This is a genomic window from Pseudonocardia sediminis (genome assembly GCF_004217185.1).
GTDB lineage: Bacteria > Actinomycetota > Actinomycetes > Mycobacteriales > Pseudonocardiaceae > Pseudonocardia > Pseudonocardia sediminis.
Genome location: NZ_SHKL01000001.1, coordinates 1,877,058 through 1,902,560, shown reverse-complemented (window position 1 = coordinate 1,902,560; position 25,503 = coordinate 1,877,058). Strand labels below are relative to the sequence as shown.

Annotated in this window: 25 protein-coding genes and 1 pseudogene; 12 read left to right on the top strand and 14 right to left on the bottom strand. The window is 74.1% G+C overall.

The features are described 5' to 3' along the window. Positions 1–68 precede the first annotated feature (68 nt). The 3 genes from EV383_RS08990 to EV383_RS08980 are packed head-to-tail and all read right to left on the bottom strand — an operon-like array spanning position 69 to position 2,868. Positions 69–1,010: a diguanylate cyclase domain-containing protein gene (locus EV383_RS08990; protein ID WP_130289495.1), complete on the bottom strand. Its 942-nt coding sequence runs from the start codon at positions 1,008–1,010 to the stop codon at positions 69–71. Further along, complete coding sequence (locus EV383_RS08985) at positions 997–1,995, bottom strand: pyridoxamine 5'-phosphate oxidase family protein (protein ID WP_130289494.1); 999 nt, start codon at positions 1,993–1,995, stop codon at positions 997–999. The genes EV383_RS08990 and EV383_RS08985 overlap by 14 nt, the downstream gene beginning before the upstream one ends. A 15-nt stretch (positions 1,996–2,010) precedes the next feature. After that, positions 2,011–2,868: a carotenoid biosynthesis protein gene (locus tag EV383_RS08980; RefSeq protein ID WP_242622977.1), complete on the bottom strand. Its 858-nt coding sequence runs from the start codon at positions 2,866–2,868 to the stop codon at positions 2,011–2,013. 177 nt (positions 2,869–3,045) lie between these two features. Here EV383_RS08980 and EV383_RS08975 point away from each other — a divergent pair, with 177 nt between their 5' ends. Beyond that, on the top strand, positions 3,046–4,605 hold the full coding sequence (locus tag EV383_RS08975; RefSeq protein WP_130289492.1) for a phytoene desaturase family protein: 1,560 nt from the start codon (positions 3,046–3,048) through the stop codon (positions 4,603–4,605). On the opposite strand, the gene EV383_RS08970 is transcribed toward EV383_RS08975, so the two are convergent. Continuing rightward, positions 4,511–6,091: an FAD-dependent oxidoreductase gene (locus tag EV383_RS08970; protein WP_130289491.1), complete on the bottom strand. Its 1,581-nt coding sequence runs from the start codon at positions 6,089–6,091 to the stop codon at positions 4,511–4,513. The two genes, EV383_RS08975 and EV383_RS08970, sit on opposite strands and share 95 nt — an antisense overlap. Beyond that, entirely contained in the window at positions 6,088–7,161 is a 1,074-nt protein-coding gene (locus EV383_RS08965; protein ID WP_130289490.1) for a DUF5914 domain-containing protein, read from the bottom strand. The genes EV383_RS08970 and EV383_RS08965 overlap by 4 nt, the downstream gene beginning before the upstream one ends. Positions 7,162–7,440: 279 nt before the next feature. Between EV383_RS08965 and EV383_RS08960 the strand changes: the two genes are divergently transcribed. Further along, complete coding sequence (locus EV383_RS08960; RefSeq protein ID WP_130289489.1) at positions 7,441–8,526, top strand: polyprenyl synthetase family protein; 1,086 nt, start codon at positions 7,441–7,443, stop codon at positions 8,524–8,526. A 192-nt stretch (positions 8,527–8,718) separates the two neighbouring features. Here EV383_RS08960 and EV383_RS08955 read toward each other — a convergent pair whose 3' ends face one another. The 4 genes from EV383_RS08955 to EV383_RS08940 all read right to left on the bottom strand — a co-directional run bounded on the left by EV383_RS08955 (position 8,719) and on the right by EV383_RS08940 (position 12,939). Next, positions 8,719–10,173 carry a fused MFS/spermidine synthase gene (locus EV383_RS08955; RefSeq protein WP_130289488.1) on the bottom strand — a complete coding sequence of 485 codons (1,455 nt, stop codon included), beginning with the start codon at positions 10,171–10,173 and terminating at the stop codon, positions 8,719–8,721. Positions 10,174–10,306: 133 nt separating this feature from the next. After that, a complete protein-coding gene (locus EV383_RS08950; RefSeq protein WP_130289487.1) occupies positions 10,307–11,326 on the bottom strand; it encodes a DUF2382 domain-containing protein in 1,020 nt (339 codons plus the stop codon). Between the two features lie 240 nt (positions 11,327–11,566). Beyond that, a complete protein-coding gene (locus EV383_RS08945) occupies positions 11,567–12,418 on the bottom strand; it encodes a cytochrome c oxidase assembly protein (protein WP_130289486.1) in 852 nt (283 codons plus the stop codon). Then, entirely contained in the window at positions 12,415–12,939 is a 525-nt protein-coding gene (locus EV383_RS08940) for a DUF2243 domain-containing protein (protein ID WP_130289485.1), read from the bottom strand. Before EV383_RS08940 ends, EV383_RS08945 begins: the two co-directional genes overlap by 4 nt. 155 nt (positions 12,940–13,094) lie before the next feature. Here EV383_RS08940 and EV383_RS08935 point away from each other — a divergent pair, with 155 nt between their 5' ends. Together EV383_RS08935 and EV383_RS08930 are read left to right on the top strand one after the other, a co-directional pair. Then, positions 13,095–13,271 carry a CsbD family protein gene (locus EV383_RS08935; RefSeq protein WP_130289484.1) on the top strand — a complete coding sequence of 59 codons (177 nt, stop codon included), beginning with the start codon at positions 13,095–13,097 and terminating at the stop codon, positions 13,269–13,271. Between the two features lie 92 nt (positions 13,272–13,363). Then, entirely contained in the window at positions 13,364–13,786 is a 423-nt protein-coding gene (locus tag EV383_RS08930; protein WP_130289483.1) for a PPOX class F420-dependent oxidoreductase, read from the top strand. Between the two features lie 384 nt (positions 13,787–14,170). On the opposite strand, the pseudogene EV383_RS08925 reads toward EV383_RS08930, so the two are convergent. Next, positions 14,171–15,631: pseudogene (locus tag EV383_RS08925) on the bottom strand (MFS transporter); the annotation flags it as partial. A 2-nt stretch (positions 15,632–15,633) separates the two neighbouring features. Continuing rightward, positions 15,634–16,350: a TetR/AcrR family transcriptional regulator gene (locus EV383_RS08920; RefSeq protein WP_242622976.1), complete on the bottom strand. Its 717-nt coding sequence runs from the start codon at positions 16,348–16,350 to the stop codon at positions 15,634–15,636. A gap of 110 nt (positions 16,351–16,460) precedes the next feature. On the opposite strand from EV383_RS08920, the gene EV383_RS08915 reads away from it, so the two are divergent. Next, on the top strand, positions 16,461–17,441 hold the full coding sequence (locus EV383_RS08915) for an endonuclease/exonuclease/phosphatase family protein (protein ID WP_130289481.1): 981 nt from the start codon (positions 16,461–16,463) through the stop codon (positions 17,439–17,441). 105 nt (positions 17,442–17,546) lie between these two features. On the opposite strand, the gene EV383_RS08910 is transcribed toward EV383_RS08915, so the two are convergent. Next, entirely contained in the window at positions 17,547–17,894 is a 348-nt protein-coding gene (locus tag EV383_RS08910; protein WP_130289480.1) for a hypothetical protein, read from the bottom strand. Between the two features lie 344 nt (positions 17,895–18,238). On the opposite strand from EV383_RS08910, the gene EV383_RS08905 reads away from it, so the two are divergent. From EV383_RS08905 to EV383_RS08885, 5 genes are all read left to right on the top strand, one after another. Further along, entirely contained in the window at positions 18,239–19,108 is an 870-nt protein-coding gene (locus EV383_RS08905) for a tryptophan 2,3-dioxygenase (protein ID WP_130289479.1), read from the top strand. A 91-nt stretch (positions 19,109–19,199) separates the two neighbouring features. Beyond that, entirely contained in the window at positions 19,200–19,607 is a 408-nt protein-coding gene (locus EV383_RS08900) for a hypothetical protein (RefSeq protein ID WP_130289478.1), read from the top strand. A gap of 26 nt (positions 19,608–19,633) precedes the next feature. Further along, a complete protein-coding gene (locus EV383_RS08895; protein ID WP_130289477.1) occupies positions 19,634–19,984 on the top strand; it encodes a VOC family protein in 351 nt (116 codons plus the stop codon). Positions 19,985–20,207: 223 nt separating this feature from the next. Continuing rightward, positions 20,208–20,723: a class I SAM-dependent methyltransferase gene (locus tag EV383_RS31640; protein ID WP_341273713.1), complete on the top strand. Its 516-nt coding sequence runs from the start codon at positions 20,208–20,210 to the stop codon at positions 20,721–20,723. Between the two features lie 113 nt (positions 20,724–20,836). Beyond that, positions 20,837–21,523 carry a DUF899 domain-containing protein gene (locus tag EV383_RS08885; RefSeq protein WP_130289476.1) on the top strand — a complete coding sequence of 229 codons (687 nt, stop codon included), beginning with the start codon at positions 20,837–20,839 and terminating at the stop codon, positions 21,521–21,523. On the opposite strand, the gene EV383_RS08880 is transcribed toward EV383_RS08885, so the two are convergent. Beyond that, on the bottom strand, positions 21,505–22,827 hold the full coding sequence (locus EV383_RS08880; protein WP_130289475.1) for an MFS transporter: 1,323 nt from the start codon (positions 22,825–22,827) through the stop codon (positions 21,505–21,507). The two genes, EV383_RS08885 and EV383_RS08880, sit on opposite strands and share 19 nt — an antisense overlap. Before the next feature lie 166 nt (positions 22,828–22,993). Between EV383_RS08880 and EV383_RS08875 the strand changes: the two genes are divergently transcribed. Both EV383_RS08875 and EV383_RS08870 read left to right on the top strand, forming a co-directional pair. Next, on the top strand, positions 22,994–23,737 hold the full coding sequence (locus EV383_RS08875) for a MerR family transcriptional regulator (RefSeq protein WP_130289474.1): 744 nt from the start codon (positions 22,994–22,996) through the stop codon (positions 23,735–23,737). Between the two features lie 98 nt (positions 23,738–23,835). Next, positions 23,836–24,486 (top strand): TetR/AcrR family transcriptional regulator, encoded by a 651-nt coding sequence (locus tag EV383_RS08870; RefSeq protein ID WP_130289473.1) that lies wholly within the window; start codon positions 23,836–23,838, stop codon positions 24,484–24,486. A 24-nt stretch (positions 24,487–24,510) separates the two neighbouring features. On the opposite strand, the gene EV383_RS08865 is transcribed toward EV383_RS08870, so the two are convergent. Beyond that, positions 24,511–25,461 (bottom strand): AraC family transcriptional regulator, encoded by a 951-nt coding sequence (locus EV383_RS08865; protein WP_207223469.1) that lies wholly within the window; start codon positions 25,459–25,461, stop codon positions 24,511–24,513. Positions 25,462–25,503: the final 42 nt, after the last annotated feature.

Sequence of the window (25,503 nt, the reverse complement as noted above, 5' to 3'; positions counted from 1 at the left end):
GATCCCGCGCGCAGCGCCACCTCGGGCGCGGCGGACGGGTTCGACGTGGGGACACGGTCCGAGTCGTCTCAGCGGCGGGCGCCGGACCGCCGTTCCGCCGACTTCGCCTCGTACATCCGCTGGTCGGCCTCGTGCAGAAGATCCTCGGGGTTGCCGTCGCGGGGATGCAGGTGCGCCGACGTGCTCACCCCGACCGCGGCGCTCAGCGCGATGCGGTGCCCGCCGATCTCGAACGGCTGCGACGTCGCGGTGCGCAGACGGGCCGCGACCAGCGGGCCGTGGTGCGGCTCGGTGTCCACGCACAGGACGGCGAACTCGTCGCCGCCGAGGCGGGCGGCCGTGTCGTGCGGGCGGACGACGCCGCGGATCCGGTGGGCCAGCTCCGTGAGGACCTGGTCGCCGGTCGCGTGGCCGTACCGGTCGTTGACGGCCTTGAAACCGTTGAGGTCGAGGTAGATCAGGCACATCGGCCGGGAGTGACGACCGTTGCCGCCTGCCTGCTGGAGCCGTTCGGCGAGCAGGGTGCGGTTGGCGAGCCCCGTCAGCGGGTCGTGCCGGGCCTGGTGGGTCAGCGCGGACTCCAGCGCCTTGCGCTCGTCGATGTCCTCGATGTGCATGATCAGGTGCGCGGGGTTCCCCGGCGTCGGTTCCACCCGCGAGGTCGTCACCGACACCCACACGACGCTGCCGTCGGAGCGCAGGAACCGGCACTCGTGCCGCAGGATGCGGGTCTCGCCGTGCTGCATCAGGCCGCAGTTCGCCTGCGCCTCGGCCAGGTCGTCGGGGTGGGTGACGTCGAAGAACGTGCGCCCGGTCAGGTCGTCGTGCGGCAGGCCCAGCAGGTCGCCCATGGCCGGGTTGCAGACCGTGATCACGCCGTCCGGGGCGAGGACGGCCATCCCGATCGGGGCGTTGGAGAACGCGCTGTCGAGCGCCCGCCGCAGCTCGGGCTCCGCGGCCCGCGCGGCGGGGTCCCCTCCCGGGAGGGGCGGGTGGTCAGGTCGGGACACGGAGCCGGTCCCAGGGGATGCGGGGCCGCGGCAGCCCGCGGCGGGACAGGTAGCGTCCGGCGCGGCGACGCGCGTCGAGGAACACCTTGCCGTCACCGAGGGGGCCGGACAGCCCCAGGCCCGGCAGGACGCCGCCCGGGGTGAACACGAGGCCGTCGTCGCCGGGTGCGATCGCACCGCGTGCGGCGAACGAGCGCAGCGACCACATCGTCTCGTCGTGGGAGTGCCAGAGGACCGACGCCGGACCGGCCGCCACGTCGACGCCCGCCGGACCCGGCCAGTGCAGCACCCGCGCGGCGTGGTCGACCCGCGGCGACGCGCGCAGACCGACCGGGCGGCCGTCGTCGTCGTAGGCGTTGAGCACGGCGTCCGGGAAGCGGGCCAGGTTCCGGACGAGGTCGGTCCACTCCGCGTCACCCACCGTCGCGTGCGTGGGCGCCGGGACCGGGGCGGCGGCGGGCGCCACCGGGGCGAGCTGCCGGCGCCGGGGTGCGTGGGCGGTGTCCCGGTCCGGCCACCACGTCACCGTCTCCGGGCGGACGCGGATCAGTCGTCGCATGTAGTAGAAGTCCATGAACCAGCGCGTCGGCGGCGTCGAGGAGAACAGACGGCTCATCGGCTGGACGGCGTGCACCCGCGCCCAGTGCGCGAGCAGGTCGCCGGTCGCGGTCTGCACCTCCGGCTCGACTGTCGCGCTGCCCTGCACCAGCACCACCGGCGGGGCACCGGACCCGCTGCCGGTGGGGTCGGAGAACAGCAGCGACACGCGGGCGTCGCGCTCGAGATGCGCGATCTTGGCCGGGAACCCGATCGAGGTCGTCAGCAGGAACTCGTCGCGCTCCGGGAGGTACAGCGGCACCATCGGCCAGGCGATCGGGGTGCCGTCCCGGGCGATCGTCGCGACCTCGCACGACAGGTGCGCCGAGACGACGTCGACGAGACCGTCGGGCCATGTCACGTCCGGCGGTTCCTGGGCGGTGGCCACCGCGTCATTGTGGCGTCAACCACGTTCCGTGTCACTACCGGCGACCGCCCGTGACCGGGTGGCGCGGGTCACCTTCCGTCCATAGGGGATCGCGATCGCGCCCATCAGCAGCCCGCCCACGAGCGCCGATCCGGGAAGTGCGAAGAACGCGAGGTGGGCGAGCACCGAGGACGCGTACGTCCACAGGTAGAGCACGGCCGCCGGGGTCGACCGCGATCGTCGCCCGTCCGGGCCCCCGCCGAGGGCGAGGTGCAGCGCCCCGCAGATGACGACCGCGACCAGGACCCAGCCCGCGTAGTTCGTCAGCGGTATGCCGGGGACCAGCGGCAGGCCGGGGTCCGGGTGGGTCCAGTACCAGTGCCCGGCCGCGACCATCTGCGCGTCCAGGAAGACGTCCCAGCTCGCCAGCGCCAGACCCGCCGTCAGCACGACCGGGACGGTCCGGGTGCACAACGTGCGGCCGACGACGAGCGCCGGCCACGCCATCATCGTCCAGGCCAACGGCACCACCACCGGGACGCCGAACAGCTCCGGGCCGAGCGTGCCGGTGTAGTGGTACTCGCCGAACGGGAAGCCGGTGCGCAGCCCGAGCGACTCGACGAACAGGCCTCCCCCACCGGCGACGACGGCCAGCGCGAGCGCCGAGAGGTACCCGTGCACCCGGGCGCAGTCGGCCAGCGACGCGGCCGCGAACACCACCACCGACAGCACCGTGACGGCGGTCCGCCCGGCCTCCGGGATGAGCGGGTAGACGATCTGGACGAGTACCGCGAGCGCCACGAGCGCCCAGACCGGACCGATCCGGAGGCGACCGGCAACCGTCGCCGCGACCCCGGCCGGGCGCGTCGCATGGGGTGGGGGTGCCGCCGGCACCGGGTGAACCATTCGCCTCGGTTACCCCGGGCCGGGCCCCCGAACCCTGCACACGCGCGCGAGATCGTCACAACCGGACCACCCCGGGGGTCGTGCGTGGACAACGTCTCCGGAGCCGGAGATCCGCGCACGGACGGGCGGGGGTTGGAGCGGGGCGCGGAGGGGTAGGTAGCCGGGATGGAGAGCCGTGTCGTCGTCATCGGAGCCGGTGTCGGCGGGCTGGCGGTGGCGGCCCGTCTGGCCGCGGCCGGGCACCGCGTCGAGGTGCACGAACGCTCGCCGACCCACGGCGGCAAGCTCGGCGTCCGGAGCCGGGACGGTTTCACGTTCGACACCGGACCGTCGCTTCTCACGCTGCCGCACGTGCTCGACGAGCTCTTCGCCGCCACCGGCGGCCCACCCGACGGACTGGACGTGGTGCCGGTCGACCCGGCGTGTTGCTACACCTTCGCCGACGGCACCCGGCTGGACATGCCGCACGACCCCGCGCATGTCCCGGCCGCGCTGGACGCCGCCCTCGGCGCCGGGACCGGCGCGGCGTGGCAGGCGCTGCACGAGCGCTCGCGCAAGCTCTGGGACCTCGTCGAAGACGACGTGCTCCGACGCCCGTTCGACGGGGTCGGGGACCTGCTGCGGCTGGCGCGGCGACCGAGCGAGATCGCGCTGGTCGCGCCGTGGCGGACCCTCGACGGGCTCGGCCGCGCGATGCTGCCGGACCCGCGGCTGCGCCGGTGGCTGGCCCGCTACGCCACCTACTCCGGCTCCGACCCGCGGCGGACGCCGTCCGTGCTGTCGGTGACCGCCTACATCGAGCAGCACCACGGCGCCTGGTACGTCCGCGGCGGCCTGCGCGGCATCGCCGACGCGCTGCTCGCCCGCTGCCGCGACCTCGGCGTCGAGGTGCACCTGGGCTCCGAGGTGACCCGGGTGCGGATGTCGGGGAACCGGGCCGCCGGGGTGGTCCTCGCCGACGGCGGGGAGGTCCGCGCCGACCTGGTCGTCTGCAACGCCGACGCGACCGTCCTCTACGAGAACCTCCTCGACGCCCCGGCGGCCGGCCGGGCCCGCCGGACCCTGCGCCGCGCGCCGCGGTCGATGTCCGGGTTCGCGATGCTGCTCGCCCTCGACGGTCGCGACGACGCTCCCGCGCACCGGGTCTGGTTCCCCGACGACTACGCGGCCGAGTTCGACGCCGTGCTCGGCCGCCGGCCTCGCCCGATCGAGGACCCGGCGATCTACGTGCACGCCCCGGACGACCCCGCGCTGCGCCCGGACGATGAGTCGCAGGGATGGTTCGTGCTGGTCAACGCCCCGCCGCACGATCCCGGTCGCGGCGTGGACTGGGACGAGCCGGGGCGGGCGGAGCGCTACGCCGACCACGTCCTGGCCACCCTCGCCGAGCGCGGCACCGACGTGCGGGAGCGCATCCGGTGGCGCGAGGTCCGCACCCCGGCCGACCTCGAACGCGAGACCGGAGCCCCCGGCGGCGCGATCTACGGCACCGCCTCGCACGGCGCCCGCGCCGCGCTGCTGCGGCCGTCCAACCGGTCCCCGGTGCCCGGGCTCTACCTGGTCGGCGGCTCGGCGCACCCCGGCGGCGGGCTGCCGCTGGTGCTGCTGTCCGCGGACGTCACGGCGGGGCTCATCGGCCCGCCCGCGACAGGGTCCCCCGCGACAGGGTCCCCCGCGACGGACCCCGCAGGCCGGCCAGCAACCCGCGCTGCGGGACGCCCGTGATCTCCTCCGGACCGGCACCGACCTCGGCGAGGACGTCGTTCGCGGCCAGCACCCCGGACATCGACGCCCGCTCCATCAGCCCGGCCACGTAAGGCAGGTCGACGAAGTCCCCGGCCACCCGCACGCCGCGGGCGTCGGTGCGCACCCCGGGCCGTCGCCCGGCCCCGCCGGGCGGGAACGACGGCGCCGTCGCCTCCCGGCGCTCGTGGACGTGCACCACCCGGGCCGCCGCCGTCTCCGGCCACAGCACGGCCAGCTCGGCCCGCATCCGGGCCGTCGACGTCGCGGCGTCCGGCGCACGGCACGCGTAGGAGTGCAGCTCCACGATCGACCCGCCGGTGCGCCGTGCCCAGCGCGCCGAGGGCTCCTCGAGTCGCGAGTAGACGGCCACCGAGTCCAGCTGCGCCTCCCCGCTGACGGCGCTGAACGTCGCACGGGAGGCGTCGACGTCGCGGTCGAGCCAGAGCCTGCTCACCGTGAACGGCGGCGCGACCGCCAGGTCCGAGCACTGGGTGGCGAACCGCGGCGCCGCGGCGGCCGCGGCCGGGGACGCCGCCAGGAGCGTCCGCAGTGCACCCGGGTCGAGCGCGAGCACGACGTGCCGGGTCCGGATCCGGGAGCCGCCGACGTCGAGCCGCCAGCCGTCGCCCTCCGGGGTGAGACAGCGCACCGGCGACCCGGTCTCGACGCTCGCGCCGAGCGCGGTGAGCCGGTGCCACAGCGGGTCCCAGATGCAGGTCCGGTGGTCGGTCATCGGGGCGTCGAACGCGATGCCCTCGGGGTTGCCGAGGAAGTAGTAGTGGAACATCGCCAGCAGCTCGGCCGCCGAGAGTGACTCCTCGTCGCAGAAGAACGAGCGGGCGAACGCCTCGAACAGCATCGAGTTGGCCCGTTCCGACATCCCCAGCCCGCGCAGGAACTCCCCCGCCGACATCGCGTCGAACCGCTCGGTGGTGTCGGTGCGGTCGTAGGCCAGCAGCGCCTGCCCGAGCTCGGGGTCGGTCGCCGAGACGTCGGACAGCCGCAGGCTCGCCGAGCGCGCGAACAGCGCGAACAGGTTCAGCGGCGGCGCGGCCGGCAGTGAGCCGAGGTCCTCGGGCGCCCAGCGCCGCGAGATCACCGGGTAGCCCTCGACCGGGGCGAGGAAGCCCAGCTCCGGGTCGATCCGGCGCAGGATCGACCGCCACGTGTAGTAGTGCCGGAAGAACGCGTGGAACCCGTGCTCGACGACCTGCTCGGTGCCGTCGGGCAACGTGTGCGGCCAGGCGCCGAGGCGCCCGCCGAGGGTGTCGGCGGCCTCGACGAGCCGTACCCGCACGCCCCGTTCGGCCAGCACGAGCGCAGCGCTCACGCCCGCCACCCCGGCCCCGACGACGACGGCCTCGGTGCCCTCGGGCGCGCGGTGCGGCAGGGTCGGGTCGGCGGTCACCAGGCGTCGCGGCCGCATCCGCAGCGGGGCCGCACGTCCGCGCAGCTCGTCGATCATGCGGTGGGCCGCAGTCCGCGGGAGACCGGGTCCGACGACGCCGCGGGTGTGGCCGAGCCCCGGTAGCCCGGCGCGGTGCGCAGGCGGTAGCGGCGCTGGGCGTAGGCGATGTCGTCGCGCCAGAGGCGGGTGGCGACGCGGCGCATCAGCGGGCGCACCGCGGGCGCGACCCGGTGCGCGCGGGCGAAACCGGGCCGGTCCGAGGACGCGATCACCGCCTCGACGACGGCGGTGCGGGCCAGGCCGTCCGGCCCCGGTCCGAGCGGGGTCGCGTGCGTCTCCACCACGCTGCCGACGCCCTCGCCGGACAGGATCCGCATGACGACCGTGCGCGGGCCCGGGCAGACGAACTCGGCCACCACGGGGACGCCCCAGCGCCCGGCCAGCCGGAACACGACCTCGACCAGGAACCGGTCGTCACGGTCGGGGTCCGGTGTCTCGACGACGCGGAGCCGGGCGAACGAGTACGGGTGCAGCCACGCGCCGTGCCACGGGTCGAGCCGGTTCGCGACGATGTCCTCGGGCTCGCAGACGCCGACGACGGTGGCGACGGCGTCGAGCCGGCCGGCGTGCCCGGGACGCGCCGAGCCCGGCGGCGCGACGGTCGGCTGCTCGCCGCCGACGATGTCGAGCCGCGCCCACAGCAGGACGCCGTCGTCGTGGCACGGCATCGGCGACCAGCCGGGCACCCCGCTGGTGTCCAGGCGCAGCCCGTGCCAGTGGCAGACCAGGTCGCCGCGGTCGATCCGGGCGCAGGACAGGTCGGCGCCCAGGTGCGGGCAGGCCCCCGGCCCGACGGCGGCGCGGCCGTCGCGGTCGCGCCAGACGACCAGCTCGCGCCCGGCGATGGTGCGCCCGACCGGGCGGTCGCGGCCGACGTCGCGGCTCGCGGCGATCACGTACCAGTTCCCCGACGGCCGGCGGCGTGCCCGTTCCAGGGCGCCGCCGATGACGGACGGGTCGGCCTCGGCGTAGGTCGGGGCCTGCTCGGCCCATGGTGTCCGGGCGAAGCGGTGCACCGGCGTCGTCCCGGCCCGCCGATCGCCGGAACCGGACCCTGCTGACCTCATGGGTCTCCTTCGAATCGTCGCCGGTCGAGGTGGCGCCCGGGTCCCGGGGCGCGGCCTGCACTCGGCGTCGCAGGTTGCACTCAACGGTGGCACGGCCGCGGGTGGGCGGCAACGCGACCGGCGTCGGCGCGCGCGCGGGTCCGCGGTGTGCCACCGTGGACGTTCACCGGCGCCCTGGTCCCCGGCGTGGTTCACGACACGGACGTGGCGAGGAGACATGATCATCGATCCTGCGGGCCGTTCCTCGACCCCCTGCCCCGCGGCGCATCGACGCATCGCATGAGCCTCGACCAGCAGTACGACGTCTCCTGCGGTCCCCTCGTCGGGGACCTGACCGAACGCCTGCGCGATCACGCCGTCGACCACGTGCGCCGGTGTTGCGCCGACCAGCTCGCCGGGCGCCCCGAGGCGCGTGTCGCCGCGGAGGCGCTGCCGGGGTACGTCTCCGGTGGGAAGCTCCTGCGCTCGACGTTCGCCCTGGTGGGGTGGTCCTGCGGGCGGGGCGGGAGCGACGCCGCGATGCGTGCGGTCGCCAGCCTGGAGCTGCTGCACTGCTTCGCCCTCGTCCAGGACGACGTGATGGACGGCTCGCCGCGGCGGCGCGGTCGTCCCGCCCTGCACGTCACGCTGTCCGCCTGGCACCGCGAGCAGGGTCTGTCCGGCTCGGCGGAACGGTTCGGCGCGTCGGCAGCGACGCTGTTCGGCGATCTGCTGCTGGTGTGGGCCGAGCAGATGCTGCGCGAGAGCGGGCTCGACGACGCGGACCTGGCCAGGGCGTGGCCGCTCTACGACGCGATGCGTGCCGAGCTGGTCGTCGGGCAGCTCTCCGACCTGGTCAACGACACGCGCGCCGAGCCGACCTGGGAGTCCGTGCTCGACGTCGCCCGGCGCAAGTCCGGCAACTACACGGTGCGCCGCCCGCTGGAGTTCGGCGCCGCACTCGCCGGCTGCGACCCGTCGGTGACCGCCCCGCTGAGCCGCTACGGGGCGCTCGTCGGGGAGGCGTTCCAGCTGCGCGACGACGTCCTCGGCGTGTTCGGCCACCCGTCGACCACCGGCAAGCCGGCCGGGGACGACCTACGCAACCGCACCGCGACGAGCCTGGTCGTCGTCGCCCGGGACCGGGCCGGGCCCGCCCAGCGGCGCGCCATGCGCGCGCTCGCCCACCTCGACCACGTCGACGCCGACGCCGTCGCGGCCTGGCAGGACCTGATCTGCGACACCGGGGCGCCGGAGCGGATCGAGGAGATCATCACCGCCCGGGTGGACGACGCCCTCGCCGCGATCGGGTGCGCCGACGTCCCGGAGCACGCCCGCGACGCGCTGACGTCACTGGCGCACCGCTGCACCGACCGGCGGGACTGACATCCGCCGGCACCATCGACGAGGGAGCACCTGTGCCCGTCCAGATCCCGATCGAGCTCGAGTCCCTGCGGGGCTGCCGACCCTCGGCCGGCGAACTGACCGTGTGGCCGGACGCCGAACCCGACCGGCTCGACACCGGACGGCCACCGGGGACCGTCGCGGACCCCAGGACCGCGCCCGCTACCTCGCCGGCTACCGACCCCGTGCCCCGAGCTGGTCGACCGGGGCGTGGTCGTCGGTGAGGACCTCGGCGTCGCCGGCCAGGGAGCGGGTCGCGGCCGGGTCCAGCACCGAACCCGGCTCGCCCCGCGTGGCCGCGGCCGCCGCGAGCGCCGCCGTGTCGACGGCGCGGTCGGAGACGACGACCACCGCGTTGCCCCCGCCGCCCGGCGCGAGCTGGTCGGGCCGGGCCATCAGCGCGACCGAGCCGAAGCGGTCGCCGACGGTGGCGGTGACGGCGCGCAGCAGCGCCAGCGGGTCGTGGTCGATCACGTTGAGCACGTAGAGCCCTCCGGGACGCAGCACCCGGTGCACCTCGTCGGCGAACTCGGCCGTCGCCAGGTGCCACGGCACCGAGCGGGCCCCGAACGCGTCGCCGACGACGAGGTCCGCGGAGGCGTCCGGCAGCGCGGACAGTCCCGTCCGGGCGTCGCCGACCCGCGTCGTCAGCCCGGGGATCGAGCCGACGCCGAGCTCGCGCTCCCCCAGCTCGACGACGCCGCGGTCGAGCTCGAGCACCGTCGAGGTGCTGCCCGGGCGGGTCGCGGCGAGCCAGCGCGGCATCGTGAACCCGCCGCCGCCGACGTGCACGGCCCGCAGCGGCGCCCGCGCGGGGAACGCCGTGTCGATCGCGTCGGCGAACCGCAGCGTGTAGGCGAACTCCAGGTGCGCCGGGTCGGCCAGGTCGACCGCCGAGTGCCGCAGGTCGTCCAGGACCAGGACCCGTTCGGACGGCCGGTCACCGGGGACGACGCTCGCGCAGTAGTAGGTGGTGTCGACGTCGCAGCGGCCGGGGACGACGACCAGCGCGGCGGCCAGCACGGCCGCGGCACCCCCGATCGTGCCGATCTCCCGCCGGGTTCTCGTCGTCGCGACGACGAGGGCCAGCACCAGGCACGCGGCCGCGGTGACGAACAGGATCGCGCTCACCGGCAGCAGCGCGACCAGCACGAACCCGGTGAGGAACGTGCCGGCCAGGGACCCGATCGTGCCCAGCGCGGACAGTGACCCGATGACCCCGCCGGAGCCGTCGATCCCGTCCAGGCGGGCCCGGGTGACGGCCGGGGTCACCGCGGCCAGCGCGGTGACCGAGACCAGCGTCGAGACGATGACGAGCAGGATCGCCGCGCTCGCGCCGTTGCCGAGCAGCGGTCCGATGAGACGGATCAGCGGGCGCACCGCGAGGACCCCGAGACCGCCCACGGCCAGCGCCACCGCAGCCACCCGGCGCGGGTCGGACGTGTCGGCCTGCTTCCCGCCGATCGCGGCCCCGACCGCGATCCCGGCCAGCGCGACGCCGATCACCGCCGTCGTCGACTCCAGCGTCAGCCCCACGTAGGGGGCGACGAGACGGGTCGCGAGGGTCTCGACGATCAGGATCGCCGCCCCGCTGACGAGGACGGCGACACGGGCGAGGGCGAGCTGCACCGCTACATCCTCGCCAACGCATTCCGGCACGGCTCACGCGACCGGCCGCGGACCCCCGAGGGGATCCGCGGCCGGTCCGGCAGGCGGTGGCCCGTCAGCGCGCAAGCGGGCGTACCGCAAGGCTTGCGTCGGGTCAGCGGCGGTCGTCGTCGGCGGCGTGCTTGCCCGTGGTGGTCGAGCGGCCACCGGTGGTGTCGACGCCGTCGGTGCTCTCGACGTCGATGACCTCCTTGCGGACGGTCTCGTCGACCTGCTGCTGCTCGGTGACGGTCTCGGTGCCCATCCGGACCCGCTCGACCGGGACGACGTCCTTGTCGACGACGGCGCTCTCGGCGGTCAGCGTCACCTCGTGGGTGTCCTCGGTCAGGTCCGCGCCGGAGTGCGCATCCCCGCGGTCGGCCTCGGTGATCGGCTCCCGCTGCAGGGTGACCTCGTCGTGGCTGACCGGGACCGTCGTCGACACGTTCTCGGTGACGATGTGCTTGCGCAGCCGTGCGCGGCCGGCCTCGCGCGTGGTGGTGCCGACCCGGAGCTGCTCCTCGGAGCGGGTCATCGCGTCGTCGGCGGTGGTCCCGGGGGTGGTCCCGGTGGTGCGCCCGGAGGTGTCACTGCCCTGGACACCGGTGTCGGTGAAGCGGCCGGGACGGGCCTCGTCGGTCGCGGCCTCGTTCGGCCCGCCCGGGAGCGGCTCCCGGCCCGGTCCGCGGTCGGTCGTCTCGCCCGTGCCGGCGAGACCGGTGGTCGGTGCGACGCCCTGGGCGTCGACCGGCGAGCGGCCGGCGTCGGTGCCCGCGGACGGGGTGCCGGTGGACGAGGTGCCGGTGGACGACGCGTCCGCGCCCATCCCGTAGTGCCGGTACAGGTCCTGCTCGTCGGACTCGCTGAGCGCCGAGTCGGGGTCGTGGTGCGGCGCGTTCTGCAGTGCGGCCTTGTCGAACGGCACCGTCAGTTCCTTGCCGTCCCAGTCGCCCTGCTGCAACGGGACCAGGCTCACGTGGGTGCCGAACAGACCGCTCTTCACCGCGACCCACTCGGGCTTGTCGGTGTCGTTGTCGTAGTAGACCGAGTCGACCTTGCCGAGCTTGTCCCCGCCGTTGCTGCGGACCTGTGCCCCGGTCAGTGCGCCGGGATCTTCGATGTTGGCGATCGTCATGACGTCCGTCCCTGCGGGCAGAGGCCCACGGTCGGTGATGCGGTGGCGGCCCGTGAGTTCGAGCCGGTGATCAGGCCCCGGATCCGGCGCAGCGCAGAACGGCGCGCACGGGGGGGATTCCTGAATGCGTGGACCGGAATGACGAATTCGATGCGGCGACGTCGGATCTTCATGGGCCGCATCGAGATTCGAGGACAGAAATGTCCCGTCGACATTCCGTCTCCGACGCTATTCCGGTCGTCATTGCGCCGCAACTCGATCACGCCCCGGACCGCCGTGGCGATCACGGTGCGGTGTCCGCCGGGACGTCCGCGGGTCGCCGCGTCGGCCGGCCGGCCGACGCGGCACGGTGATCGGACCCCGCCGGTCGCGGAGCCACTCCCGGCACAGCAGCACGGCGAGCGCGATCTCGACGGGTGCGCCGCCGTAGTACATCAGCTGTGCAGCCACCCCGGCCTCGTCCGCTCCGACGCCGACGGGCGGGTACGCGTAGATCATCTTGGTCAGGACGTCGTGTGCGGCGACGGCGGCCACCAGGACCGCGGCGCGCACCGCCGGCGACGGCCGGTGCGGCGCGGGGTCCGGGCCGGTGATCGACACCGTGAACAGGCATCCGGCCGCGAACACGTGGGCGTGCACCAGCACGTGGAGCACCGGGTCGTGCCGCGTCGCCGCGTACAGGCCGGTCCGGTAGAGCAGCCACAGCCCGCCGACGGCCGACGCCGCGGCGACGACCGGGTGGGTCAGCACCCGGGCCGGGAGGGAGCGCAGCACACCGGAGACACCCCGGGCGGCCCGGACCGGGAGTGCGCGCAGGCACAGCGTGACCGGGGCGGCGAGGACGAGCAGCAGCGGCGCCGCCATGCCGAGCAGCACGTGGGCGACCATGTGCAGCCGGAAGTCGTCGTGGGCCCCGTCGGCGAGTGGACCGGCGACGGCCGCCGTCGCCGCGGCGACCCCGGCCACCCAGCTCGCGGTGCGCCGCGCGGGCCAGTGCCCGCGGTCGCGTGCCGCCCACAGGCCGGCGGCGTAGCCGGCGAGGGCGAGCAGCGCGACGACGCCCACCGCGACCGTGAACCCGGGACCGGTCATCGTGGCGGCCGGTCGGCGACGGCCCGGCTCCGCGCGACCAGGACGAGGCCCGCGACCAGGAGGACCACCGCGACGCCGTTCCAGACGAGGTCATACGGCGTCAGGTCGACGCCGTAGCGGATCTCGTGCAGGCCCAGCAGCTTGTGGTGGACCAGGCCGTCGTAGAGCTGGAACAGCCCCGCCCCCACGAGCAGCCCGCCGGTCACCCACCGCGGGCGCAGCGACCCCTCCGCGCGCAAGCGGGCCAGGACCAGCAGCGACGCCACGGTGGCGAACCAGCTGAACGCGTGGAAGACGCCGTCGGAGACGAGGCCCGCGGCGCTGGTGCCGCGGTCGTAGAAGTGGTGCCAGTGCAGGATCTGGTGGAACACCGCCTCGTCGACGAACGCGACGACGCCCATGCCCAGCAGGAACCCGCAGAGCAGGTTGATCCGCAGGACCCGCTTCCCCGAGCCGACCGGCCGGGCGGCGTCGGACGGGACGGGAGGCGGGTCCGCGGGTCGGCCGGTGGGTCTGCTCATGCGCGGGCCTGTACCCGCGACGTGGCCGGCGACGCCTGTCCGTCGTCCGCGCCACCGGAAGATCATGGACGCCGATCGGGTTCGCCCGCCCCGGAACGGGTAGTCGATCACCGGCATCTGGAACACGCCGGGTGTCGTCCACCTCAGGAGTGCGTATGGCTGCCGACGACAAGATCGAGAACAAGTCCGAGGAGCTCAAGGGCAAGGCCAAGGAGACCGTCGGGAAGGCCACCGACGACAAGGACCTCCAGGCGGAGGGCCAGACCGACCAGGCCAAGGGCAACGTCAAGCAGGCCGGCGAGAAGATCAAGGACGTCTTCAAGAAGGACTGAGCCCCCTCGGGCGCCGGGGCGGCCGGCACGGCCGGCCGCCCCGGCCCGTCCTCCCCGGGCGGGACCGGGACGGGGGCCGTAGCGTCGAGACGATGTCGACACCACCGCTTCCTGCCGAGTCCGTGGCCATGCTCCGCAAGCCCAACCCCTCGGTGATCACCACGCTGCGACGCGACGGCCAGCCCGTCTCCGTGGCGACCTGGTACCTCTGGGAGGACGACGGCCGCGTACTGGTCAACATGGACGCCGGGCGGGTCCGCGTGAAGCACGTCCGCAACGACCCGCGGGTGACGCTGTCGGTCCTCGACTCCGAGGACTGGTACACCCACATCAGCCTGATCGGCCGCATCGTCGACCTGCGCGACGACGAGCGTCTGACCGATATCGACCGCCTGGCCGGGCACTACCTCGGCACGCCGTACCCGGACCGCGAGCGCGCCCGGGTCAGCGGGTGGATCGAGGTCGACCGCTGGCACGGCTGGGGTTCGCACAAGGACAACGACCAGCCGGGCTGACCTCCCGCGCCGGTCCGAGTCGCGGGCCGCTCAGCGCACCAGGTCGGCGCCGTCGTGCCCGGCCCGCACCGCCGTCCCGGCGAAGCGGTCCAGCTCGAGGTCGACGTGTTCGGCCCCGTCGGTCAGGAACTCCGCGTGCGCGGCGCCGAGCGACTGCACGACGAGCAGCCGGGAGCGTCCCGTACCCGAACGCGTCACGGCGAAGCGTCCCTCCTCCCCGGACCGGGCCCGGCCGAGCTCGGAACCGGCCGTGTCGACCACGGTCAGCACCGCACCGACGACCGGCACTCCCCCGCGCCGGACGGTCCCGGCGACGAGCGGCCGGACGGTCTCCGACGGCGCTGCGGTGGCGGCGGGCCGGGGAGCCGGCCCGGCCTGCTCCGGCCCGGCCGACGGCGCCGGCGACAGGGATGGGACGGCGGGGGCCGTCTCCTCCGGCGCCTTCCGGGGCGGGATGAACGCGGTGATCGCCAGCGCCACCAGCGCCGTCACACCACCGAGCCCCATCACCAGGACGAACGCGCTCTCCGACGGCACCGTCATCCCCGCGACCGACGTCGTGAGCTGCGCGAGCAGCACGCCGGCGACGGCGCTCGCGGTCGACGTGCCGATCGCGCGGGCCAGGTTGTTGAGGCTGTTCGCCGCGGCGGTCTGGGTGACCGGGACGGCCGCCATCACCAGCGACGGCATCGCGCCGTAGGCCAGGCCGACGCCGGAGCTGACCACGATCGAGCTGGCGACGAGATGCCAGACCTCGGAGTGGAACAGCACCCCGACCCCGTACCCGGCCGCGACGACGACGGCGCCGAGCATCAATGTCGTCCGCGGCCCGGAGGCGTTGGTGATCCGCGCCGAGACCGGCGACATCGCGATCATGCAGAGCCCGCCCGGGGCCAGCACCAGTCCCGCGACCAGGATCGACTGCCCCAGCCCGTACCCGGTCGAGGCCGGCAGCTGCAGCAGCTGCGGGAAGACCAGCGACATCGCGAACATCGAGAACCCGAACACCGCCGACGCGCAGTTCGTCAGCAGCACCTGGCGACGCCGACTCACCCGCAGGTCCACCAGCGGCTGCGGGGTCCGCAGCTCCCACGCGCCCCAGGCCCCCAGCGCGACGACACCGGCCACGAGCAGGCCGAGGGTCAGCGGGTCGCCCCAGCCCCACGAGTTGCCCTTCGACACCACGAGCAGCACGCACACCAGCGCCACCGACAGCAGCACCGCACCGAGCCCGTCGAAACGCCCGCCCGCGCGTTGCGGCGACTCCGGGACCAGCCACAGCACCAGCCCGACCACGGCCACGCCGAGCCCGGCCGAGGCCCAGAACAGGATGTGCCAGTCCAGGCTCTGCGCGATCAGCGCCGCCAGCGGCAGCCCGAGCGCGCCGCCGACGCCGAGCGAGGCGCTCATCGAGGCGGTGGCCGAGCCGAGCCGCTCGGCCGGCAGGGAGTCGCGCATCAGGCTGATGCCCAGCGGGATCACCCCGGTCGCGAGTCCCTGGATCGCGCGGCCGACCACGAGCGGGACCAACGAGGTGCTCAGCGCCCCAGTCACCGAACCGACGACCAGCATCGCCAGGCAGATCAGGAGCATCCGGCGCTTGCCGAACATGTCGGCCAGCCGCCCGACCATCGGGGTCGCGACGGCACCGGCCAGCAGGGTGGCGGTGACGATCCAGGTCGTGTCGGCGGCCGAGGCGTCCAGGAGACGGGGGAACTGCGGGATCAACGGGATCACGCTGGTCTGCTGCAGCGCGACGACGATGCCGCCGAAGGCCAGCACCGCCACCAGGGCCCGGGTCCGCGCACCGTCGACCACGGCCGGTTCGGGCGGTGCTGAGGACATGCTCACTCTCCGGAGGTCGGGTCGGTGGTGGGGCGGTCGGTGGCGCCGGCACCCAGCACGCCGTGCGTCGCCGCGTGGACGGCGGAGGACAGGCGGGCGAGACGGTCGGCGGGCTCGATCGGGCCGGTGCCGTCGACCAGGGACGCGGCGAGGTCCTCGCTGGTGATGCGCAGCGCGGCGCTGAGCGCGGCGGCCTGCACGCGCACGGCGATGTCGGACGCGGGACGGTCGAGATGGTCGGCGAGGACCTCGGCGAGGACGGGCTCGGCGCGTTCGTAGACCACCAGCCAGATCGCCCGCAGGGCGGGCTCCTCGCGCGACATCCCGATCACGGCCAGGGCCGCCTCGCTGTCCGCGGCGGCCTCGGCGTCGTCGGAGCTCCGGTGGTCGGCGACGAGGTGCTCCTCCAGCGAGAGCTCCGCCGGCCAGCGCCGCAGGGTCGCGACGAACGCGTCCACCGACACCGACAGCACCGGCTCGACGCAGCTCTCCTTGCTGCGGAAGTAGCGGAACAACGTGCGCGCCGACAGCCCGACGACCTCGGCGATCTGCTCGACGCCGGTCTCGGTGACGCCCCGGTCGCGGAAGAGCCGGATCGCGGCGCGGGAGATCATCAGCCGTTGCCGGCCCCGCCACTGGTCCGACATCGGGCGCCGGCCGCGGCCGGACGCCTTCGGCGGAGCCGTCCGGACCCGCGGGGTGGACGTCGTACTCGTCATCGCCGCCGTTCCTCCCCTGCGCACCCGACTTGTTGTCAGTGAGTGACACTAGCTCTCCGCATGCGCCGGCCGCCAGGAGACCCCGTCCCGCCGCGACATAATGTCAGCGCATGCCACCTCGACGACCGTCCCGCGTCCGCTCCGGAATCCGCGGGACCGTGCTGGTCGCGGCGGCGGTCCTGCTCCTGCTCCCGGACCTGCTGGGCCTCGACGGGCGGCTCCCGTTCGTGCTGCTGATCGCGCTCCGCCCGCTGTTCACCGCCGTGGTCGCGGTGCTCGCCGTGGTGGGGATCGTCCGGTCGCTCCGGCGGGGGCACGGCCTCGCCGCCCGGGTCGCGGTGCTCGCGGTCGCGGTCGTCTCGGCCGCCGTGCTCGCGCCGCGGGCGTTCGGCGACGGGGACGCGCCCGTCCCGGCCGGGAGCCGCCCGCTCACGCTGCTCTCGTTCAACGTCTACGACGGGGCCGCCGACGTGCCCACCCTCGCGGCACTGGTGCGCGAGCGACGTCCGGACGTCGTGGTCCTGCCGGAGGCCGCGGAGCGCTACCGGGGCCTGATCACCGGCGCCGTGCCCGAGATGGGATACCGGTCGTGGGTCGCCGCCGCGCCGGGCGTACCGGACATCGAGGGGGTCGTCGTCCTGGCCTCCCCCGGCCTCGGGAACCTGCGCGCGCGGACGGTCACCGGGAGCCTGGACCCCTGGCTGGAGATCACCGGCGGCACGCTCGGACCGGTGCGGCTGCTCGGCGTGCACACGGCGGCACCGACGCCGGACAAGATCGCGTCCTGGCCGCGGGAGCTGGCGTCACTGGCGCGGTGGTGTTCGTCCGGGGGCCCGGCGATCGTGGCCGGGGACTTCAACGCCACGCTCGACCACTCGGCGTTCCGCGACGGGACCCGGGGCTGCCGCGACACCGGCGCCGCGACCGGGTCGGGGCTTGTCGGCACCTGGGACGCGCGCACACCGCGCGTCACCGGTGCGCAGATCGACCATGTCCTGACCGCGGGCGGGCCGACGGCGCGCGACCTCGAGATCATCGACGTCCCCGGCAGCGACCACCGCGCACTCCTGACGACGGTCGACCTTCCCTGACCCGTCGTGACGAATTCGAAGAAAAGGACACGAGAATGCCCCGGAACCGTGCGGTTCCGGGGCATTCCCGCGGATCTCGAACCGATCTGATCAGGTCAGATCAGTTCACTCGCCGATGCTGTCGCCCGCACCGGCGGTCTGGCCGCAGTTGTCGGACTGGTCGGAGACCGAGTCGCCGCTCTTGGCGGCACCCTCGCCCGCGATCCCGGCCGCACCGGTGAGGCCGTTGCCCGCGGCAGCGTCCTCGACGGGGACCTGGACGCCGAGCACGTTGACCGGCACGTTGTTGTTGCAGGCCTGGACCGGCAGCTGGGCGTTGTTGCCGTTCAGCCCGGAGACGATGCCCTTCGAGTCCTTGTCGATGACGTTGCCGCTGTCGGCGAACGCGAGGGGGCTCAGGGCGAGCAGGGACGCAGCGGAGGCCGCCACGACGATTCCAGCCTTCTTCAGCACAGTTCTTCTCCAGATGAGTTTCGAGATCCGCCGTAGCCGAGCTCGTACCTGCCGGCACGTTGACAAAAGCGGGGGAGCCCGTACCGGCTGAAAGAACAATATCCAGCCGCAATCGGTCGAATCAAACCCACGACACGATCGGTGGACGGAATTACTTTCCGTTCGGATATTCGCTGGATCGGTGGAATCCGCACGGCCCCCGTCCGGGACACGGCACATGTCCCGACCACCCTGGGTCGACGCCGTGACCCCATCGTGATCCCCCGTCCGAACCGTGCACACGCAACCGTCGCCGGAGGCCGTCCGGCCGCTTGCCGAGCCGACCCCGCCTAGAGTCGCCGGGCATGAGCGACAGCGCCGGAACGCGGCCCATCGAGGACGGCATCGTGCGCGACTTCACCGAGCGCGGGGGCCGGGTCAACCTCTCCTACGGCGCCTACCTCCACCTCGACGAGCTGCTCTCGGCGCAGCACCCGGTGAGCCGGCCCGAGCACCACGACGAGCTGCTGTTCATCGTCCAGCACCAGACGTCGGAACTGTGGCTCAAGCTGGTCCTGCACGAGCTGCGCGCCGTGCAGGCCCACCTGGCCGCCGACGAGCTGCGGCCCGCGCTCAAGGGACTCGCCCGCGTCAAGCACATCCAGCGCACGCTCACCGACCAGTGGTCGGTGCTGGCGACGCTGACGCCGTCGGAGTACTCGGAGTTCCGCAGCTTCCTGGGGACGTCGTCGGGGTTCCAGTCCGACCAGTACCGGGCCGTGGAGTTCGCCCTGGGCAACAAGGACGCGGCGATGCTGGAGGTGTTCGACCACGACCCCCGCGCCCGCGCCCAGCTCGTCGAGCTGCTGGAGGCACCGAGCGTCTACGACGAGTTCCTGCGCTACCTGGCCCGTCACGGCCACCCGGTCCCGGACGCGCTGCTGCGCCGCGACGTCACGACCGCGCACGTCTTCTCCCCCGACCTGGTGCCGGTGTTCCGCGAGATCTACTCCGACGCCGCCGGCAACTGGGAGGCCTACGAGGCGTGCGAGGAGCTCGTCGACCTGGAGGAGAACTTCCAGCTCTGGCGCTTCCGCCACCTCAAGACGGTGGAACGGATGATCGGGTTCAAGGCCGGGACCGGCGGGTCCAGCGGGGTGGGATTCCTGCGCAAGGCCCTCGAGCTGACGTTCTTCCCCGAGCTCTACGCCGTGCGGACCGAGATCGGGACCTGAGGCCGCGTCGGCACGCGGGTGCCCGGCGGGAAACCGGATGCCCCTGCCCGCACCATGTGTCAGGGTAACCCTGACACGGGAGGGGACGACGATGAACAGCATGATCGAACGCCTGGGCGCGGCCGACGTCGCCGGGCACGCGGACGCCGTGCGGCTGGCGGCGGTGCAGGAGGTGCAGACCCAGGCCGACGCGCTGGTGACCGCGTTGCGGCTCGGCGACGGCGACGGCGACGGCGACGGCGACGGCGACGGCGAGGACACCGACCCCCAGCGGCCGTGGGCCCTGGCCTGCTTGCGGATCGCCCTGGCCGCCGGCATGGACGGCGTCGAGGACGTGGTCCTGCTCCGGCGGTCGGGGGCGACCTGGGCCGAGATCGGGGCGGCCGCCGGGATCACCCGTCAGTCGGCGCACGAGCGCTGGAACGCCCGGGTCGTGGCGGTCCTGGACCGCTACGGTCTCGGCGAGCCGGGCGGGCCCGTCGCGGACGACGCCCCGTGACCGGGTGACGGCGCGAGGGAGGACGCATGGAGATCGACCTGTTCGCCGGTGTCGCGGTGAGCGACCTCCCCCGCGCCGTCGCCTGGTTCGACCGGTTCCTCGGCGACGTCGAGTCGTTCGAGCCGAACGACGTCGAGCGCGTCTGGACGCTGTCGGAGCACCGGCACGTCTACGTCGAGCTGCAGCCCGAGCACGCCGGGCACGCCACGGTCACCCTGTTCGTCGGTGACTACGACGGCTTCGTCGCCGCGGTGTCCCGGCGCGGGATCGAGCCGGAGCTGACCGAGACCTACGACAACGGCGTCCGCAAGGCGCTCTACCGCGACCCGGACGGCAACGAGATCGGCGTGGGCGGGGCACCGGCCGGCTCCTCCTGACCCTAGGCCCTACCCGAAGTTGGGGAACTTCTCCCCCTGACGGGCACCCGCGCGTGGACCCGGCGCACGGTCGGCGGCTCCACGCGCCGGCGAGGACGGGAGCACGCCATGACAGGGACCGCGGAGACGACCGGGGCGACGGGCCCGGCGACGGCCGAGGCGGTGGCCGAGCGCGTCGTCGCGGCCACCCTCGGAGCGTTCGACGTGCTGACCATCTACCTGGGTGACCGGTTGGGCTGGTACCGGACGCTGGCCGCGGCCGGCCCGCTCTCACCGGACGAGCTCGCCGCCCGCAGTGGCTGCGATCCCCGCTACGCCCGGGAATGGCTGGAGCAGCAGGCGGCCTCCGGCCTGCTGGGCGTGGTCGGCCGGTGTCCCCGACCTGCACCGGCACCTCGACCGCCCCGGAGCGGTGATCGCGGACCTCGGTTGCGGCGAGGGGTGGTCGACGATCGCGCCGGCCCGCGCCTACCCCGGCGCCGCGTTGCACGGCGTCGACCCGGACGTCCCGTCCACCACCGCCGCCGCGGCCCACACCGCCGACGCCGGGCTGGGCGAGCGGATCACGTTCACGACCGGCGACGCCGCCCTGAGCCTGCCGCCCGCCACGTTCGACGCCGTCTTCGCGTTCGAGTGCCTGCACGACCTGCCGCACCCCGTGGAGTTCCTGGACGCGGCCCGCCGCGCCCTGCGCCCGGACGGTGTCGTGGTCGTCATGGACGAGGCGGCCGGGGACTAGCTTCTGGGTTTCTCCAGGTTACGGCCCTGACCGGCGCAGCGATGAGTTCCCGGATCCGTCGCGGTCTGCCCTGAAGACGCACGGCCACGATCCGAACCGCAGGAAGTGATCTCATGACCAGCAACGCCCTGCCGCCCGTCGTCGACGCCGACACCTGGCGCGGTGAGCTCGACAAGCTCCGCGCCCGGGAGAAGGCCGCGACCCGCGAGCTCGACGCGATCGCCGCGCAGCGCCGCCGCCTGCCGATGGTCGAGATGGACGACTACGTCCTCGAGGGCGAGGACGGGCCGGTCCGGCTCGTCGACGTCTTCGGCGACCGGCCCCAGCTGATCGTCTACAACCACATGTGGTCGCCGGGGCAGACCTGGCAGTGCGGTGGCTGCACCGGGTTCACCACCCAGTTCAACCGCCTGGAGATCCTGGACAACTTCGACGCCCGGTTCGTCATCGTCACCCCGGGACCGATCGACGAGGCGCTGGCCTACAAGGGGCGGGTCGGCAACACCATGACCTGGTACTCCACCGCGAACAGCTCCTTCGGCGCGGACGTCGACGCTCCGCTCGACGGCGGGTTCGGCGTGAACGTGTTCCTCCGCGACGGCGACACCGTCTACCGGACCTGGCACACGAACGGCCGGGGCACCGAGCAGCTCGGCTTCGTGTTCGGGCTCGTCGACGTCCTGCCCTACGGCCGCCAGGAGGTCTGGCAGGACTCCCCGGAGGGGTGGCCGCAGTCGCCGACCTACAGCCGCTGGGCCGGTTCCGAGGACATCGCCGCGGCCTACGGCAGCGTCGTCTGAACGATCCGGTCGACGCCGTGCGCACGGTCGTCGTCGGGGGCGGGGCCGCCCGGGGTGTCGTCGAGCGAGCGGAACGTCGGCACGAGGACGGCCGCGATCGCCGTGACGCCGGCGAGGACGGCGATCACGGCCCCCGCCGCGGGCAGTCCCGCGGTGGCCGCGACGGCGGCGAGCGGGGCGCTGGTCACCGCGGGCGCGGCGAGCATGACGGTGTTCTGCGCACCGAGCACCCGCCCGCGCATCGCGTCCGGGGTCGCCTCGACGGTCAGCACCCCGAGGACGGCCGCGGCCGGGGCGTTGGTCAGCCCGACCAGCGCCGCGCCGCCGAGCACCAGCCACGGCGAGGCCATGCTGCCGACCGCGGCGAAGCCCAGCAGCGTGCCGGTCATCCCGACGACGAACCAGGTGCGGCGCCGGATCCGCCCGGCCGAAGCGGCGTAGAGCGCCGACCCGACGATGCTGCCGGCGGCGATCGCGCTCAGCGTCAGACCGGTGAGCCCGGGCAGGTCCTCGGCGGTGAAGTAGGCCGGCATCAGGGTGCTCTGCAGCGAGCCGAGGACGGCGACCAGCACGGAGCTGATCAGGGTGGCGCCGAGCACGAGCCGGTTGCGTCCCAGGAAGGTCCAGCCGACGAGCAGGTCGGACACCGCACGGCGCACCGCGTTGCCGCCGCGGACCGTGTCCGGCCGCGGGATCCGGCCCGACCGCGGGTCCAGCACCAGCGTCAACAGGGCGGCGAGCAGGCTCGTCGCCGCGGTCACGAGCATCAGGACCGGGGTCGGCCCGAGCAGCCCGACGAGCAACCCGCCCAGGCCGGGCCCGGCCAGCAGCAGCACGTTGCCGACCGTCTCCCGGGTGGCGATCAGCCGGTCGAGCCGCCCCGGCCCGGTGCGCCCGAGCCGCGCGAGGACGGGCAGCAGCGTCTCCTGCGCCGTCATCCCCGGCACGCGGATCACCGCCCCGACGACGGCCAGGGCCAGGAACCAGGCCATGTCCAGTCCCCACAGCGCGTCGACGACGGGGAGCGCCACCAGCGACGCCGCCGCGAGCAGGTCGGACACGACCGACACCACGCGGCGGTCGATCCGGTCGACCAGCAGCCCGGACACGAGCCCGGTCGCCGCCGACGCCGCCGTCGCGACGGTGGCGAGCACGCCCGCCGCGAGCGCGTCGCCGGTGCGGTCGAGCACGAGCAGCGGCAGCACCACGCTCGCGATCCCCTTGCCGAGCAGGGACAGTCCGTAGGAGGCGAACCAGACCGAGGCGCTGCTGCGCACCCCGGGCCTCGTCGCGTGCGGTGCCATGGTGTCCCTCTCCGTCGGTGGTGTCGGGACCGACGGGACACCCGGCCGTCGCGGCACGCTCAACCCGAATCGGTGGTGATCCGGATCACCCCGGTGCGGGAGACTTGACCATGCCGCTACGGCACGGTCTGCAATGGCGTCAGAAGTCGAGACGAGGGGGACGGTCATGGCCTGGAGCACGCGCGAGATCGCCGATCTCGCCGGCACGAGCCTGCGGGCGGTGCGGCACTACCACGAGGTCGGACTCCTGGAGGAGCCCGAGCGGCGTGCCAACGGCTACAAGCAGTACGGCGTGTCGCACCTGGTCCGGGTGCTGCGGATCAAGCGCCTGACCGACCTCGGGTTCTCGCTGTCCCAGATCGCCGCCATGGGCGACGCCGACGACCACCCGGAGGAAGCGTTGCGCACCCTCGACGCCGAGCTCGGCGCCACGATCGAACGCCTGCAACGCATCCGCGTCGAGCTCGGCCTGATCCTGAAGCAGTCGGTGCCCACCGACCTTCCGCCCGAGTTCGCCCCGGCCGCCGCCGACACCCACCTGACCGACGCCGACCGCTCCCTCGTCGTCGTCATGACCCGGGTGCTGGGGCCGGAAGGCATGAAGACCTATGCCGACATGCTGCAGAACGTCCCGCACGACCCCGTGTCCGCAGAGTTCGACAGCCTGCCGACCGACGCGGACGAGGAGACCCGTCAGCGGGTCGCCGAGCAGATGGCGCCCTACACGCGCGATCTCCAGGAGAAGTACCCGGGACTGCTGACCGTCAACGCCGACGCCCCCGGCGGCGAACACTTCGCCCGGCAGACCGTCGGCAAGGCGATGCGGGACCTCTACAACGAGGCCCAGATCGACGTCATGATCCGCATGCAGTCCCTGCTCGCCGAGCCGCGGCCCACCGACCCCGCCTGACCGGAGCGGCCCGTCCCGGTACCGGGCTCCGGCACCGGGCGGCGATCTCCCGGCGAGACATCGCCATCCGGCCCGGCTCCCCACCTAGGATCTCGGGTATGACCGAGGTGAGCCAGGTACGGACCGGACGCACGGGCCGCCCACCCCTGACCGACCGCGTGGCCCTCCTCGCCGCCGCGCGGCGCGTCGGCTTCACCGGGCTGACCGTCGGCACCGTCACCGCCGAGGTGGGGGTCAAGTACTCCACCTTCTACCGGCACTTCGCGAGCTTCGAGCACCTGCAGTCGGCGATGGTCGACGCCGTGCTGTCCGAGGCCGAGTTCCCCGCGCCCGAGGGACCGTGGCGGAGCTACCTCGCGCGCACCTCGGCCCGCATGGTCGACCTGCTCACCGAGCACCCCGGTCTCGCCCAGGTGATCATCACGCTGCCCGAGCGCCCGGACCGGCTGGTGGAGCTGTTCGGCCAGGCGACCCAGGTCCTGCTCGGCGCCGGTTTCGACGCCCACGACGCCGTCCTCGGTGCGGCCGCCGCCTTCGACCTGGCCGTGACGACGTGGGCCGACAGCCCCGGTGCGTCGTCGGGCGGACCGTCCCGGGGCGAGCAGGCCCGCACCACACCGCACGAGCTCGACGCCGGGATCCGGGCCGCCCTGGTCGAGATGGTCGACGACCCGCCGGCGCGGTGGGTCGCGGTCCGCACGGACCTGGTGCTCGACGGGCTCGAGGCCCGGCTGGCCCGTCAGCGGTAGCGACGCCGGCCCGGTCCCGCCCGGTCACCCGGGCCGCACACGGGACCGGTAGCGCAGCGGCGACTCCCCCACCTCGCGCTTGAACGCGGTACTGAACGCGCTCTCCGACGCGTACCCCAGCTCGGAGGCCAGCGCACCGATCCGCACGTCGCCGCCGCGCAGCGCTCGCCGGGCCAGCAGCATCCGCCAGCGCTGCAGGTAGGCCAGCGGCGTCACACCCGCCACCGTCCGGAAGCGTTCGGCGAACGACGTCCGCGACATCGACGCGGAGCGGGCCAGCTCGTCGAGCCGCCAGGGCCGTCCGGGTTCGGCGTGCAGCAGGGCCAGGGCCGGGCGCAGCCTCGCGTCGGTCAGCCCCCGTAGCCATCCGGCGGGCAGGTCCGCCCGGTCGAGGTAGGCGCGCAGCACGTCGAGCATCAGGATCTGGGCGTACTGGCGGATCGCGAACGCCGCGCCCGCCCGGCCACGCGTCGCCTCGTCGAGGAGCCGGTCGAGGCTGTGGCGCAGGTCCGTCGCGACGTGGGCGCGCACGACCGCCACCGGCGGGAGGGCCTGCAACAACAGTGCCCGGCCCGCCGGGTTCAGATCGACATGGCCGCCGATCACGACGTCGGACCCGTTGTCACCGGCCCGCTCGTCGAGGCGGAGCGAGGGGTCGGCGACCGGGGCCTCGACCTCGGCACGCGGCCCGTCCCCGGAACCGCCGGTGAGCTCCAGCCACGAGCGGTCGCGCAGGATCGCGACGTCGCCCGGCCCGAGCTCGACCGGGCCGTCGACACCGTCGGTCGTCAGCCGGGCCCGGCCGCGCACCATCGCGAACAGCTTGAGCGGGTCCTCGATCGCCGACCGCGACACCCACGGCCCCCGCACCGCGAACCCGCCCGACAGCATCCCCCGGACCTCGACGAGGTCGAACACGTCCGACAGGACGTCACCCGTGTTTCCCGTACTGTCGAGCAGGAAATCCGCACTCACAGCTATTCAGAGTACGGCGTCGCCGCAGCAGGCTGATCATCA

Coding starts and splice junctions, on each gene's coding strand:
- EV383_RS08915 (WP_130289481.1), top strand. CDS start 16,461: ATGCCACCTCGACGACCGTCCCGCGTCCGCTCCGGAATCCGCGGGACC.
- EV383_RS08950 (WP_130289487.1), bottom strand. CDS start 11,326: ATGACGATCGCCAACATCGAAGATCCCGGCGCACTGACCGGGGCACAG.
- EV383_RS08970 (WP_130289491.1), bottom strand. CDS start 6,091: ATGATCGACGAGCTGCGCGGACGTGCGGCCCCGCTGCGGATGCGGCCG.
- EV383_RS08905 (WP_130289479.1), top strand. CDS start 18,239: ATGAGCGACAGCGCCGGAACGCGGCCCATCGAGGACGGCATCGTGCGC.
- EV383_RS08900 (WP_130289478.1), top strand. CDS start 19,200: ATGAACAGCATGATCGAACGCCTGGGCGCGGCCGACGTCGCCGGGCAC.
- EV383_RS08875 (WP_130289474.1), top strand. CDS start 22,994: ATGGCCTGGAGCACGCGCGAGATCGCCGATCTCGCCGGCACGAGCCTG.
- EV383_RS08945 (WP_130289486.1), bottom strand. CDS start 12,418: ATGACCGGTCCCGGGTTCACGGTCGCGGTGGGCGTCGTCGCGCTGCTC.
- EV383_RS08930 (WP_130289483.1), top strand. CDS start 13,364: ATGTCGACACCACCGCTTCCTGCCGAGTCCGTGGCCATGCTCCGCAAG.
- EV383_RS08940 (WP_130289485.1), bottom strand. CDS start 12,939: ATGAGCAGACCCACCGGCCGACCCGCGGACCCGCCTCCCGTCCCGTCC.
- EV383_RS08885 (WP_130289476.1), top strand. CDS start 20,837: ATGACCAGCAACGCCCTGCCGCCCGTCGTCGACGCCGACACCTGGCGC.
- EV383_RS08920 (WP_242622976.1), bottom strand. CDS start 16,350: ATGACGAGTACGACGTCCACCCCGCGGGTCCGGACGGCTCCGCCGAAG.
- EV383_RS08965 (WP_130289490.1), bottom strand. CDS start 7,161: ATGAGGTCAGCAGGGTCCGGTTCCGGCGATCGGCGGGCCGGGACGACG.
- EV383_RS08960 (WP_130289489.1), top strand. CDS start 7,441: ATGAGCCTCGACCAGCAGTACGACGTCTCCTGCGGTCCCCTCGTCGGG.
- EV383_RS08880 (WP_130289475.1), bottom strand. CDS start 22,827: ATGGCACCGCACGCGACGAGGCCCGGGGTGCGCAGCAGCGCCTCGGTC.
- EV383_RS08895 (WP_130289477.1), top strand. CDS start 19,634: ATGGAGATCGACCTGTTCGCCGGTGTCGCGGTGAGCGACCTCCCCCGC.
- EV383_RS08870 (WP_130289473.1), top strand. CDS start 23,836: ATGACCGAGGTGAGCCAGGTACGGACCGGACGCACGGGCCGCCCACCC.
- EV383_RS08935 (WP_130289484.1), top strand. CDS start 13,095: ATGGCTGCCGACGACAAGATCGAGAACAAGTCCGAGGAGCTCAAGGGC.
- EV383_RS08975 (WP_130289492.1), top strand. CDS start 3,046: ATGGAGAGCCGTGTCGTCGTCATCGGAGCCGGTGTCGGCGGGCTGGCG.